The sequence below is a fragment of the Paenibacillus paridis genome, from assembly GCF_006345825.1.
GTDB classification, from domain to species: domain Bacteria; phylum Bacillota; class Bacilli; order Paenibacillales; family Paenibacillaceae; genus Pristimantibacillus; species Pristimantibacillus paridis.
On the sequence record NZ_VCIX01000083.1, the window covers coordinates 1 to 13,628 of the forward strand.

General features: G+C 52.7%; 5 protein-coding genes. 1 reads left to right on the forward strand and 4 read right to left on the reverse strand.

The genetic code is table 11. From position 1 onward, the window contains the following. Positions 1 to 465: 465 nt before the first annotated feature. A complete protein-coding gene (locus FJQ58_RS11895; protein ID WP_139993611.1) occupies positions 466 to 5,106 on the reverse strand; it encodes a glycoside hydrolase family 3 C-terminal domain-containing protein in 4,641 nt (1,546 codons plus the stop codon). Positions 5,107 to 5,368: 262 nt separating this feature from the next. Here FJQ58_RS11895 and FJQ58_RS11900 point away from each other — a divergent pair, with 262 nt between their 5' ends. Continuing rightward, positions 5,369 to 6,049: an SDR family NAD(P)-dependent oxidoreductase gene (locus tag FJQ58_RS11900; protein WP_139993613.1), complete on the forward strand. Its 681-nt coding sequence runs from the start codon at positions 5,369 to 5,371 to the stop codon at positions 6,047 to 6,049. Positions 6,050 to 6,146: 97 nt separating this feature from the next. Here the strand turns inward: FJQ58_RS11900 and FJQ58_RS11905 are convergent, their stop codons facing one another. From FJQ58_RS11905 to pheS, 3 genes are all read right to left on the reverse strand, one after another. Continuing rightward, positions 6,147 to 9,851: a cell division protein ZapA gene (locus FJQ58_RS11905; protein ID WP_139993615.1), complete on the reverse strand. Its 3,705-nt coding sequence runs from the start codon at positions 9,849 to 9,851 to the stop codon at positions 6,147 to 6,149. 200 nt (positions 9,852 to 10,051) lie between these two features. After that, a complete protein-coding gene (gene pheT / locus FJQ58_RS11910) occupies positions 10,052 to 12,493 on the reverse strand; it encodes a phenylalanine--tRNA ligase subunit beta (RefSeq protein ID WP_139993617.1) in 2,442 nt (813 codons plus the stop codon). A gap of 24 nt (positions 12,494 to 12,517) precedes the next feature. Further along, a complete protein-coding gene (gene pheS / locus FJQ58_RS11915; protein ID WP_139993619.1) occupies positions 12,518 to 13,552 on the reverse strand; it encodes a phenylalanine--tRNA ligase subunit alpha in 1,035 nt (344 codons plus the stop codon). Positions 13,553 to 13,628: the final 76 nt, after the last annotated feature.

Below are 13,628 nucleotides of genomic sequence, written 5' to 3' on the forward strand. Positions count from 1 at the left end.
AAGAATATTGCTTTTCATACGCTTCATTCCCCCTCATCAATATTGTACCTTATTGCATATTGATGACTCCAATCCAATTAGGGGGCTTAAGAGTTACTCTCTAGGAAAATGAAATAGTTGGAATTTTTCCCGTTAATTCATTCGTTACAGGTCATTTTCGTCAATGTACCCGGAATTATAGGGAAAATTTCCTTCTAAATGCCTCAGAATCCTAAAATCCTTAAAAATAGCAGGAGAAAATCCATCTATTCAAATGAGGTTTAGTCTTAAACAAAATTATTACAAGATTAGTCGAAGGAAAGGCACGCATCGGATGAAAATTTGTTTCTCCAGAACGATCTTCTCGCTTCGCGTCAACTTCATTTCTTTAGTTTTAGATATACAGGAAAAAGACACACAGACGGTTTTCCGTCTGTGTGTCTTTTTTATTTTCTCTCCTAATTAACTACACAAACCTCATACTAATTAAGAAATAAGAGCAATAATGGCGCTGTGAGTACGAAGGGCTACAGCAGCCAGCTCCGCACGCGTAATGGTTCCGGAAGGCTGCAATTGCTGTGATGGATTCCCTTTGAAAATACCGTATTTAACTGCAATTGCCATTGCCGCACGGTTTTCTTTGGAAATGCTTGCCGCATCCGAGAAGCCTTGAAGCTGCTTGCTCACTTCTGACTCGCTTAATGTAATGTCAATCCCCGCATACTGAAGGGCATTAGCAAGCACGGCAGCCATGCCTTCACGGGACATTGGCGTATCCGACGCCAGCGTAGAATAACTAACCAGCTTATGCTCGCTAGCTGCTTTCACGACGGCGTCATACCATTTCGCTCCCTCTTCACTCTTCTGAGGTGCAATGCCAAGTACGTTAAGGGCAACCATAAGCGTTTGTGCTTTTGTTGTTGGTGCTCCCGGCTGCATCGTCGTGGATGAGACGCCATTGATTAGAAGCAGGCTATTGGCCTTAGCGATCTCTTCCGCATACCAGGCTTTGGCTGCCACGTCCGTAAACGCGCGCTCCGAGTTAACGGCTACGTAAGTACCGCTCAAGGAGACAAGCGCTTTAATGACCGTTTTGCCGCTTGCATCTGTTGTAATCTGGCTTGGTACCGGCGTTAATGTGCCGTCGTCGGCAACCATCGCCAAAGCCGTTACCTTCTTGCCTGCGTTTTTCTCGACAGTAACGGTCGCCGCTGCATAGGCACCGTTTAATTTGCTGATTTTGATGCCTACCGGTGCTCCCGCTACCGTAACGCCATCAGCTTTGATGTTGTTCACCTTAGTCGTATCGGCTGCACTCGCGGCTGTTACGGTCACAGCCGGCGTTTCAGCGCTAGGCGTTCCTGTCCCTGGCGTGCCTCCTCCTCCAGAAGAAGAATTAGCAATCGTAAGATTCAGCTTGTTGCTGTCCGTCAAATTACCGTCGAAAGCAGCAGCTTTAGCTTGAATCGCGATTGTTGCCGCTTGCGCTGTTCCGTTGAATTGAAGCGTCGCTTCGGAACCCGATTCCGATACAGAGACCGAGGCTAGATTTAAGCCGCTTGCCGCAGGGTCGATCACCCAGTTCTCGATATTCGCTGCTAGCGCTGCGAACGGTGCGCTCTCGCTCTTTATAACCACTGTAGGATTAGTTTGGCCGGCAGTCACTTGGCTTGCGCTGCTGATAGCCGATTCACTTTCAAATGCCAGGCTGTCAATGCGAAGATCAGCGGCTTTGAACACGACATAAAGATTGTGTTTGCCCTTCAAGCTCGTGTTGCTCAAATCCGCTTTCACATCAACATAGCCAAGTTCCGTTACCGAAACAGATGCATTCGCAATCGTATAGGATCTAGGCTGCGTTGCCGGAACCTCAATCATGGCGATCGGTGCGCTGCTTGGCGAATCCGCGTGCAAAGTGATGATACCTCCTGCCGCATCGGATGCAACTGAGGCTTTAACGCTTTTTGTTCCTGTCAGGTCTACATTCGGAAGCGCTACGTAGGAACCGTTTTGTTTGGAGCGGACGGCATAATAGCCCCCAACTACCTTATTCGCTTTCAAGTTTTGTGCAGTGCGCTCCTTAGAAACCTCGTGGTAAATGACTTCATGGGATACGAATGCATGGTCAAATACATTAATCGGCTTATAGGCCTGTAATGCAGCAATGGTTTCGCTGTTGATTTGGATCGTCTTCTCGCCGTGAATAGCTTTGGAGGACGAGCCGACCATCAGCGTATAAGCTCCGTTTTCCACAATGAAGCTGCCTTTATTGACATCCCAGATACCAAAATCGCTAGGGTCAACAGTCAGGGCAACCGTTTTGCTCTCCCCCGCAGCCAGCGCGATTTTCTCAAAGCCGACGAGCTGCTGCTTCGGTGCAGAGTCGCCGTAGCCCGATTGATTGTTCTTGATATAAAGCTGAACGACTTCCGACGTGTTGACGGAGCCTTCATTTTTCACTTTTACAGAAACGGTAAACGGATCTTTCCCGCCTGCGCTCGCTGGCGCCGTCAAGTCGCTGTAAGCAAAGCTGCTGTACGAGAGGCCGAATCCAAACGGATACGTAATTGGAGCATCCGTATACATATAAGTAAGCTTGGACTCGATCGGATCAGCATTCGTCATATCCAAGGTGAAACGCGGGTCAATCGTAGCCATCGAAGCGGTCTTGTTTCCTTCCGGAATAACGTATTTATTAATCTCTGGGAAAGCGGACATATCCGCATACCAAGTGGAAGTCAGACGGCCCGTTGGCGCGTAGTCGCCGTATAGTACCTTTGCGAGCGCCTGGGAGTCATATTGGCCGCCATATGGCTGATAGACGATAGCCGCTACATTCGGGTTATTTTGAATGTCTTCCAGACCAACCGGGAAGCTACTTTTGACAACAACGATCGTCTTTTTGCCTTGCGCCGCGAAAGCAGCAGACACTTTATCCACCAGCTCGTAATCGGCATCGCCCATATACAAGCTGGAGCGGTCATTTCCTTCGCCTGCACTATGGCGCGGAACTGCGCCAACGAAAACGACAGCATAATCGTCAATCGCCGCACGATCTACGGAATCTTGGCCTACTTCCTTAACAACCGTTTCTTTGAATTTCACGTCGTTACTGCGAATAGCTGCATTCGATTGATTGCCGAGCACAGCTGCCGCAGTCTTCAGCTTGGCATCCGCGCCTGTCGTAATGAAACGGCCATTCGAATAATACCAGTTCGTAAAATCGCCGGAGAAGCCGCTTCTATAACCGTTCGCGACCAGCGATACCGTCTGGTCCGCGTTTTGCTCGATTCGCAGCCTTGGCGGGATTGCGCTCGTGTTGCCCAGCATCGCTGCCAAGTCCCAATCGTTATTGGTCAGATTGAGTGTAGTTCCATCGGTATTGCCAACTGAAGCGTTATTGCTGGTCGGCGATGTAACCCAACGGTTATTTTTGAGCGACAGCAAGCTGTAGCCCTCTTGACCCCAATCGTACACCTCGAAAAGCTGAGCGGTATCGGCTGGATTCAGCGGGTCCTCAGTCGTTACCAGCTGAGCTCCTCCAGTGATGGCAGAAGGATCATATACGTTAGCCGTAACCGTCTGATTATTGCTCATCGCAGTAAGCGCAATAACCTTGCCTGCCGAATCGTACGATACGTGATTTGCCCCGTTGGCGTTAATTATCGCCAGCAGCGGGGATATGCCCGATTGCGGAAGTGCAGGCGTCGTGCCTACCGAGTAGGTCGTTTTGAATCTCGCATCCGCGTATACGCCGGAAACCGCCGCATTTTTGTTTTTCGCAAGCGGCAGAACGCCGTCATTTTTCAGCAGCACAATGCTTTCCTGTGCCGCTTGCAGCGCAATCTGCTGATGCTCCGGCACGCTGTAAGTCGCCGCGGCTGCCGTACGCACATCTTTAGCGTCCTGAGCAAACGGATAAAATTTAGGAATCCCGTTAGCATCAACTTCATTAAAGATCCCTACGCGTACCATCTGATTCACATGCGGCCTTGCTGCCGTAATCAGATCCTCAGCGGTAATGCCGTACTCACCCTTGTTCACAAGTGCCACCAGATCCGGCACATCGGCTGGAGTCGTACCGGATGGACGTCCCGCATTGGCCTCAGCCAGTGCCATCAGCACAGTCGCATGCGTCCGGTCAATCGCATAGTTCGCATCATACCCGTTGCTTAGATTTCCCGAGCTCGATACATGGGCATCTGCATTAAAATCAGGCGAGCTGTACACGCCATATTTGGAGAAATCATTCGCATGCAGCTGCAGTGGGGATAAAATATTCGGTATCCCGTTCGTACGGCCGTAGGATGTCATTACCCCTGCTATGGCACCTGATTCGAGGCCCTTCAGCGGACTGCGTGTCTGATACTCGAACATCGCTCTTGCTCCGGCGCTATTGTTTGCGCTCTCGCGGAACCACTGCGCGTTATAAACGGAATAATGCTTAGTGCCGACGGCGGCGCGCATCCAAAACCCGTCATCGCTGGCCGGTTGATCGATTCCGCTAAGGCCTGTCGCCATCTCGTTAATCAGAGTTCCCGCCATATAAGGATCTTCCGAGTAGCCTTCGTCAAATCTGCCGCTCAGAGGATTAATCCGCATATCGCTGACTACCGTAAAAGCAACGGTTGCCGATGCATTCGCACCGCCATGAATATTGGATTCGCCTTGCTTTACTTTCAATAAGCTGATTTTTTCATTCCCCATCACCTTGCCGATATTGCCAAGCAGCTCCTTGTTCCAGGTTTGTCCCATGCCAACCAGTGCCGGAAAGTCTGTAGAGACGCCCTGCACATTATCGGCAGCTGCAAGTGCCCCCGGAATGACTTTACCGGCATGCGCCCCTTGCGTAAGCGTATAATGGTTACGCGAGCCCGTAACATAAACTGCCGGTCCCTCTAGCCCCGTATATGCAAAATACGTGTCCACATAAGCGTCCAAATGCTCCGGATTGCCATCGAACAACGGCATGCCGTCAAAGACTCCTCCGCTTTGTGTTTTAAATACAATACTCTCTGCCGCATGTGCCCGCGGAACCGCATTGGCTGTTATGCTTGAAGCAAGAACCCCTGCAAGCACCAAAGACAACATTTTTTTCCCCCATCTACGCTGGGTAATATGGTTCATTTTGTCGCTCCCTCTCTTCTCCCAATTTGTAATCGCTTTCACGAATGACCCAAGCTCATTATACAATTGCGAAGGGTATACTTTGTTTTTACCTTTTGGTGCAGTAATTTTAGATTACTTGCTTCGCTTTCCAGATTTCAGTCACCCAAATATAATAAAGATTTGCTTAACCGCTAAAAAAAATTGATGATGCGCCCTCTTCCCCTGCCGCTTTCCCTCTGTTAAGATATTCACCATACAAACAGCGAATGGAGGAGTCATGATGGGAACACTTCATGATCGAGTCGCCATTATTAGCGGAGCCGGAACAGGGTTAGGACGTGCGGCAGCTATTGCTTTTGCAGCGGATGGAGCGGAAGTTGCCTTACTCGGCAGACGCTTCGCGAAGCTTGAGGAAACCGCTTTGGCCGTAAAAGAAAAAACAGGAAAGTCCGCGCTCGCCTTGCAAACGGACGTATCGGATGAGCAGCAGGTGCAGGATGCCATCACTTCCGTTTTGAACCACTTTGGACGCATCGATATTATTTTGAATAACGCAGCTGTGCTCGAATCCGGAACGGTTCTGGAATTAACCTCCGATGATTGGCAAGCTCAAATCGCAACGAATCTTACTGGACCTTTCCTTCTGACAAAGGCTGTTCTGCCGACCATGCGCAAAGCCAGATATGGTCGAATTATTAACATTACCTCGGGATTATCGTGGAATGGGGCTGGGGGCTATGCGGCTTACAGCGCTGCCAAGGCAGGACTTGAATCACTGACGCGAACGCTAGCCGATGAGGAATATGAATATGGCATCCTTGCAAACCTTTATAATCCCGGCACGATTCGCACGGAGATGCATGCGACTGGCAAAGATCCCGCAACCGTCACACCGGATTTGATCCGCCTCGCCGGCCTGTCCGCGAGCGGACCCACGGGTACAATCGTGTCTTATGGCTAAATGGCCCAATACACTCGCTCATGGGAGTTAAAAGCAAAAAACCGCAGTAACAAGCGCTGGCATTGGCCATTGCTCGTTACTGCGGTTTTTTGGTGAATCAACTGTGCTCAATCAGCTCGATCCATTCGTTGTATTCGGTTTGCAGCTTGGAATATTCGTTTTTGAGTCTATGATGTTGTTCTAGCAAGTCGGCATGGTCGCCGGCCAGCTTCTCTGCCGAGCGTGCCGCTTCATCGCGTTCATAGGAGAGCGACTCCACTGCGCTTGCCGCTTCGTCGCGCTCGTACGCCAGTTTCTCCGCCCTGCGGGCTGCTGCGTCACGCTCTTCAGCAAGCTTCGAGGTATGCTCATTCAGCTCAAGCTTCCGTTCGGATGCTGCAGCCGCCTCTTGCATGGCGCGCTCGAGCCGGTCTCTTAGCTCTCCGTCTTCCGCCTCTCGCTTCTGTCTCTCCTGCTCCAAACGCAATGCTTCAGCTGCCGTTTGCTCAGCATATTGCTCCTGCTCTTTCAGGCGCTCGGTCAATTCTCGTTCGCGGGCGGATGCCGCTTCCAATTGCTGCGCGGCAATTCGCTCGCGGGCAGCCGTCCACTCTAGCTGCTCGGTTAGCTCACGTTCTTTAGCAGCCAGCTTATCGAGCTCCGCTTTGTACGTTTGTTCGCCTTCCGCAGCAGAAGCCGCAATCCTTTCGATTTGATCCAGCTGCGCCTGCAGCTTCTGAATTGCTGTTTCATAATCATGCTGCTGTTGAAGCTGCAGTTCCTCATGATTAACTGTCAGCTGCTTCAGCTGCTCCTCGTGCTCCGCAACCAATTGCGCCAACCGGTCTTCGCGTTCTTCCGCAAGTTCCCTGCGCATCTCATCTTGCTTTGCTGCAAGTTCGATATAACGCTCCTCATACTGGTCAACCAGCTGTTCAGAACGCGCCGCTTGCTGGGCAGCGAATGCCTTGGATTTTGCTTCATATTCTTCAGTCAATTGCTTGAGCTGGTCTTCATGCTGCACCGCTTGCTCCAGCAGCTGCTCTTCGTATTCGTCTGTGAGCTGTTTAATTTTGTTATCCACTTCGATCGCCCTTTGAGCAGCTTGTCCCTCGTACTCTGAAGCTTTGCGGACGGCTTGCTCCTCATGCTCGCGCAGCAGCTGCTGCGATTGCTCTTCGTGCAACAATTCCTGCTCCAGCAGCTGCTCTTCATATTGATCTACGAGCTGTTTCAGCTTGCTCTCATGCGCTGCAGCCAGCTCCGAGGCTTGCGCTCTCTGCTCCGCGTCTTTTTTGGCGAGCTGAGCTTCGTAATCCGCTGCGCGCCGCGCAGCTTCTTCTTCGTGCTCCGAATCCTTTTTGGCAATCTGAGCTTCAAAGTCCGCTTTCCAGCGTTTGGCTTGTTGATCAAATTCCGAAGCCTTGCCCGCTGTCTGCGCCTCATGCTCACCTGCCAGAGCCTTCATCTGATCCTCATGCTGCACTTCTTGCTCCAGCAGCTGCTCTTCGTATTGATCCGTGAGCTGTCTCAATCTGCTTTCGTGCTCTGCGGTTAGTCGTGCCGCTTGTTCTTCATATTCCGCGGTTTTTTGAGCCATTTGCGCTTGATGATTCGCAGCCCTTTGCGCTGCTTGCTCTTCATGCTCAGAAGCCTTGCTTGCAGCCTTCGCCTCCTGCTCAAGCACCAGCTGCTTTATTTGATCCTCGTGCTGCATTTCTTGCTCTAACAGCTGCTCTTCATGCTGGTTAGCCAGCTGCAAGAGATAGGCTTCATGCGCCTCCGCAAGCTCCTTGATTCGCAAATCCCGATCAGCAGCCAACTGCTCAAACCGGTCATTGCTTTCTGCACTCATTTGCTTAAACAGCTCGTCATTTTCCGCTTCTACGATTTTTAGCTGCTCTTCCTGTTCCAAGCGAAGCGTCCTCACTAGCTCGCGCTGCTCCTCTTGCAGGGAAAGAAGCTGCTGTACATGCCCTTCCTCCAGCACATCGCGCTGCTGCTCAAACTCTGCGCGCAATTGGTCGCGCTGTTCCTCCTTCTCCTTCAGGTGCCGCTGCTCGTGCACCTCCTGCTCCAGCCGCAGCTGCAGCAGCTGCTCCTCTTGCTCAATGTGCAGCTCCTCCAGCTGTTGAAGCCTTTCCGCTTGCTGCTGCTCACGCTCTGCCGCATCTTTCAAGCGCTGCTGCAGATCGGTTGCCCGCTTGTCCGCTGCCGAGACGTGGCTCCTCTCGTGAGCCAGCTTCTGCTCCAGCTCTTGCACCTGCGCCGTAGCCAGTTCCTTCGCACCCTGCAGCTCTTCCAACTGGCTCCGCGTCTCTTTCAGCTCGCTTTGAAGCTGCTCGTATTCGCTCTCCCGCGCGCGAACATCCTGCTCCAGCTGCGCATAGGAGGTTCGGAAGCTCTCTTCCTGCTCCATCGCCAGCATAAGCTGCTCCTCTGCCTCAGATAAACGCAGCTCCAACGCTTCTTTATCCGCGCCCCAGCTCTGCTGCAGCTCAGCAGCACGCTGCTCCAGCACTTCTTTCTCGGCGCTCCAGCCTTGCTCCAGCTCTACTGCACGCTGCTCCAACGCTTCCTTATCCGCCCTCCAGCCTTGCTCCAGCTCCGCCGCCTGCGCTTGCAGCCTAGCGCGCTCCTCCAGCCAGCCGTTCCGCCTCCGCTCCAGATCGGCCTTGAACGCCTGCTCTGTCTGGGCCGCTTCCGCCTTCCAAGCTTGCTCCCGCTCCTCGCCTAGCTTAGCGAGCTCGATTTGGGATGCCTCGGTATGCGCAAGCCAGCTTTGCTCCCGGTCCTCCCACTTGCTTTTCCAGCTTCCTTCCAGCTCATTAAGCCGTGTTTCCTTCTCTTCTTTCACCGCTTGCAGTGCCGCTTCAAGCTCAGCGGTTACTAGACTCAGCTGCTCTTCCTTCTCGCGCCTCAGCGCTGCAAGCTCCTCGGCCTTTGCGTTCTCCAGCTCGGAGAGCTTGATCTCCTTCTCAAGCTCCAGCTCAATCTCCTGGTTCTCCAAGGCTTCACGGAGCGCAGCTACCTCAGCTTCCTTCTCGCTGCGCAGCTTGGCAAGCTCTGCTTCCTTCCCGTTTCTCAACTCCGTGATTGCTGCGTCCGTCTCATTCTTGAGCGCCGCGAGGGCCGCTTCCTTCAAATCCTGAATCTCCAGCAGTTCCAACGCTTTTCTGCTGCTGAATTCCGCAAGCTCCTCTTCTTTGCTTCGCTTCAGCTCCGCCAGTTCCTGTTCTTTGGTGCCCATAAGCTCGGCAAGCGCCGCTTCCTTCTCCGCCTGCACCTCGGCAAGCTGGGCATCCTTCTTCGACCGAAGCGCCGCAATTCGCTCCACATTCTCCTGCGTAAGCCGCAGAATCGTCTCTTCCTGCACCTTGATCGCTTCGGCTGCCGCTGCCTGCTGGGCCGACGTCTGCTCTGCCGCTAGCGCCAGCATGTCAGCCAGCTCGGCTTCGGCTGCTTCCTTCGCCTTCTGCAGCTGCTCCGCTGCCATCCGCTTCGTCTCCGCCAGCTCTGCCTGCAGGGAAACCGCCTGCTGGCTGAGCTGCTCGAGCTCCGTCAGCAAAAGCGTAAGCCGTGCTTCCTCTTCAAGAAGCCTTGTATTGTCACGCCTCAAGCGGAAAACTTCCTCAGTGATTTGTACCGCTGAGAGTACAGCTAGCTTAGGCATATCCAGCCTTGGATACCCTTTGGCGAGCTTCTTCATGCTCTCGTCGATGGCTGCTGCAACCCTTTTCATATATTCCACATTAGAATGGCCTTTTAGCTTATATTGAACTCCATATATATCAACCGTAACTACCGTTTGTTCAGCATCCATTAAGGCGAATCCTCCTATTGTCCAAGTAGAGCAAGCGTAAACGGCTGATTTGGCTCTTATAAAGAGCCGTTTTCCGTTTCCCGTTGAAATATAGGCATAATCCTCTTCCAAAAACCGAATCATGCCTTATATTTAAAAGGAAAAAGCCGCATCGATAGCTCACTAGGAACTATTTCGATGCGGCTTTAAAGGTTTCCTGCCTACTTGCGCAATTCCGCTGCAAAAGATTGTTCTAATTGTAAAACAACCTTGCCATGCAGCTCCGTTACTTCCTCATCCGTCAGCGTACGCTCTCCATGGCGGTAAATCAGCGACAACGCGACGCTCTTTTTGCCTGCGCCGAGCTTTTCGCCGGTGTATACGTCGAAGACGCGAACAGACTCCAATAACTCGCTTCCGATCTCCCAAGCTACGCCTGTCAGCTTCGCAGCCGCCACCTCGTGGTCAACGACGAGCGCAATATCACGCTGCATAGCCGGATAACGCGGAAGAACCTTATACTCGATTCCTGAATCGGCAAGCTCATAAATCAAATCAAGCCCAATTTCCAGCACATACGTATCGGCAAGATCTGCCTCCAATTGAAGCGCAGGATGCAGCTGGCCTACGTAACCAATCACTTCATTGCCTTTCGGCGTGTGAAGAAGAACGGCGGCCGTGCGGCCCGGGTGAAAATGCTCCGGCTGTGCAGCTTCGTACGACACGCTTGCCGTAAGTCCCAGCACCGCGAATATTGTCTCCAAAATACCCTTCGCATCATAGAAATCCACTTGCGACGCTTTCGCATTCCACTGCGCTTCCGTACGGTTGCCTGTCAGCAGCGCTGCAAAGCGATGCTTCTCATGCGGCAAGCGCGTCAATTGCTCTTCATCGGTGTGGAAGACGCTGCCAATTTCAAACAGCGCTGCCGATTCGTTCTTCCGGTTGCGGTTATAGGCAGCGGTCTCCAGCAATTGCGCGACAAGCGTCGTGCGAAGCACACTGCGGTCCTCGCTCATCGGCATAGCAAGCTTCACGGGGTTCGTGTGCTCTGCCAGAGCAGGGAACAGCTTCGTGCGCTCAGGTCCGGTGAAGGAGTAGCTAACTACCTCATGAAGCCCTGCATCCGACAGCCGTTTGCGCAGTTCGCGGCGAATCGTTTGTGGTTTTGTCAAAGAGCCGGGCACGACATCGCCATGAATAAGCGTCGTCGGAATTTCATCATAGCCGTGAAGACGGGCTACTTCCTCTATTAAGTCAACGGCACGCGTAATGTCGCCGCGGCGCGTCGGCACGTTTACGGTGAATACATTGCTGTCAGAGAGCTCGTACTCAAAGTGCAGGCGTCCGAAAATCGTTTGAACCTCTAGCCGGGATAGCTCCGTACCAAGGTAGCCGTTGATTTTGTCCAATGATACGGGGACTTGTACCGGCTTCGCAGCCGCTGCTGCTGCCTCAACGATACCTTCGGTCACCAAGCCTTCGGAAAGCTGCGCAATGAGGGATGCCGCACGGTCCAGCGCCGGAATGACGCGAGCCGGATCTACTTCTTTCTCAAAGCGAATGCTTGATTCTGAACGAAGTCCAAGCTGGCGCGACGTTTTGCGCACCGTGCCGCCATCGAACTTAGCCGATTCCAGCAGGATATTAACCGTCTCGCCCGTAACCTCAGTGCTCGCTCCGCCCATAACGCCCGCAAGCGCAATCGGCTTCTCGCCATCCGTGATGACAAGCATATGCGGCTCTAGCTTGCGCTCTTGATCATCAAGCGTGACCAGCGTTTCGCCCGCTTTGGCTAGGCGGACATCGATCCGTCCCCCTGGCAAGCGGTCAGCGTCAAAAGCATGAAGCGGCTGGCCGTACTCCAGCATAACGAAGTTCGTAACGTCAACCACGTTGCTGATCGGGCGAATGCCGGCAGCGATCAGGCGGTTTTGCAGCCAAAGCGGAGATTCTCCGACTTTTACGCCTTTGATGTAACGGGCCGAATAATGCGAGCAATGCTCTTCAGCGCTTATTTTGACCGATACTAAGCTGTCCGTGCTGACCGAAGTATGGTTGATTGCCGTTTCAGGCAAACGAACCTCGCGGCCGGTCAATGCGCCAATCTCGTAGGCTACGCCAATCATGCTGAGGCAATCCGAACGGTTAGGCGTCAGGTCCAGCTCAAGCACTTGATCGTCAATGCCCAGCACTTCGCCGATCGGCGTACCGATCTTCGTCGCTGCTGGAAGAACTAGGATGCCTTCTTGCTGTTCCTTTGGCAGCAGCTTCTCATTGAGGCCAAGCTCCTTCGCCGAGCAAATCATCCCTTGGGATTCCACGCCGCGCAGCTTCGCGCGCTTAATCTTGAAATCGCCGGGCAGCACCGCGCCGATCACGGCAACGGGAACGAGCTGGCCTGCATCGACGTTTTTGGCGCCGCATACGATCTGAAGTTCCTCGTCTGTGCCAACGTCCACTTTGCACACATTAAGCTTATCCGCATCCGGATGCTTTTCCTTCGATTTCACATAACCGACGACAACGCCGTTTACGCCTTTATTGCGGGACTCGACAACGTCGATTTCGATGCCGCCGCGCGTCATTTTCTCCGCAAGCTCTTCCCCCGTGAATCCGGACAGGTCGATATATTCATTTAACCATTTATAGGATACTCTCATCGCTCTTCTTCCCTTCTCTCATTGCTACATTCTTGCGAATTGGCCAAGGAACCTTAGATCGTTTGTATAGAAATGACGAATATCGTCAATGCCGTATTTCAATAAGGCGATGCGCTCAACGCCCATGCCGAAGGCAAAGCCGCTAACCTCTTCCGGGTCATAGCCACCCATTTCCAATACGCGCGGGTGTACCATGCCGCAGCCGAGAATTTCAAGCCAGCCGGTTTGCTTGCACATCCGGCAGCCTTTGCCGCCGCACTGCACGCAAGTCACGTCAACCTCTGCACTTGGCTCCGTGAACGGGAAGAAGCTTGGGCGAAGGCGGATTTGCGCCTGGGCACCGAACATTTGCTGCACGAATTGCAGCAGCGTGCCTTTCAAATCGCTCATGCGGATATTTTTGCCGATCACAAGTCCCTCGATTTGATTGAACTGGAACGAATGCGTCGCATCGTCGTCATCGCGGCGGTATACTTTGCCGGGGCAAATGACTTTAACCGGCGTTTGTCCGTTCATCGCTTTCATCGTGCGGACCTGAACCGGTGAAGTGTGCGTACGCATCAGAATGTCATCCGTTACATAAAAGGAATCCTGCATGTCGCGTGCTGGATGGTTTTTTGGCAGATTCAATGCTTCGAAGTTGTAATAGTCCGTTTCCACCTCTGGACCCTCAGCGATCGTGTAGCCAAGGCCGATGAACACATCTTCGATTTCTTGGGACACTTTATTAAGCGGGTGGACCGAGCCTGTAGGCAATGCCTTCCCTGGCAATGTAACGTCCAGCGTTTCCGCAAGAAGACGGTTATTCGTCTCAGCCTGCTGGAAGGCCTCCTGCTTCTCGTTGATCACGGATTCAATAGCCGCACGCACATCGTTCCCCACTTGCCCGATGATCGGACGCTCCTCGGCGCTTAGGCCGCCCATGCCGCGCAAAATCTCAGTTAAAGCGCCTTTTTTGCCCAAATATTTGACGCGCAAATCATTTAGCTGCTGGGGAGTATCCACATGCTGAAGCTCCTGCAGCGCTTCGGTGCGCAAGCCTTCCAATCTTTCCTTCATTCTTCTTCGCCTCCGTATCATCTTTCCTGCATCTTGACACAAAAAAAGCCCTCTCTCCCTGAAGGGACGAAAGAAC

Bases quoted from the DNA above. Each gene is read 5' to 3' on its own strand.
- pheT (WP_139993617.1), bottom strand. From the start codon at position 12,493: ATGAGAGTATCCTATAAATGGTTAAATGAATATATCGACCTGTCCGGA.
- FJQ58_RS11895 (WP_139993611.1), bottom strand. From the start codon at position 5,106: ATGAACCATATTACCCAGCGTAGATGGGGGAAAAAAATGTTGTCTTTG.
- FJQ58_RS11905 (WP_139993615.1), bottom strand. From the start codon at position 9,851: ATGGATGCTGAACAAACGGTAGTTACGGTTGATATATATGGAGTTCAA.
- pheS (WP_139993619.1), bottom strand. From the start codon at position 13,552: ATGAAGGAAAGATTGGAAGGCTTGCGCACCGAAGCGCTGCAGGAGCTT.
- FJQ58_RS11900 (WP_139993613.1), top strand. From the start codon at position 5,369: ATGGGAACACTTCATGATCGAGTCGCCATTATTAGCGGAGCCGGAACA.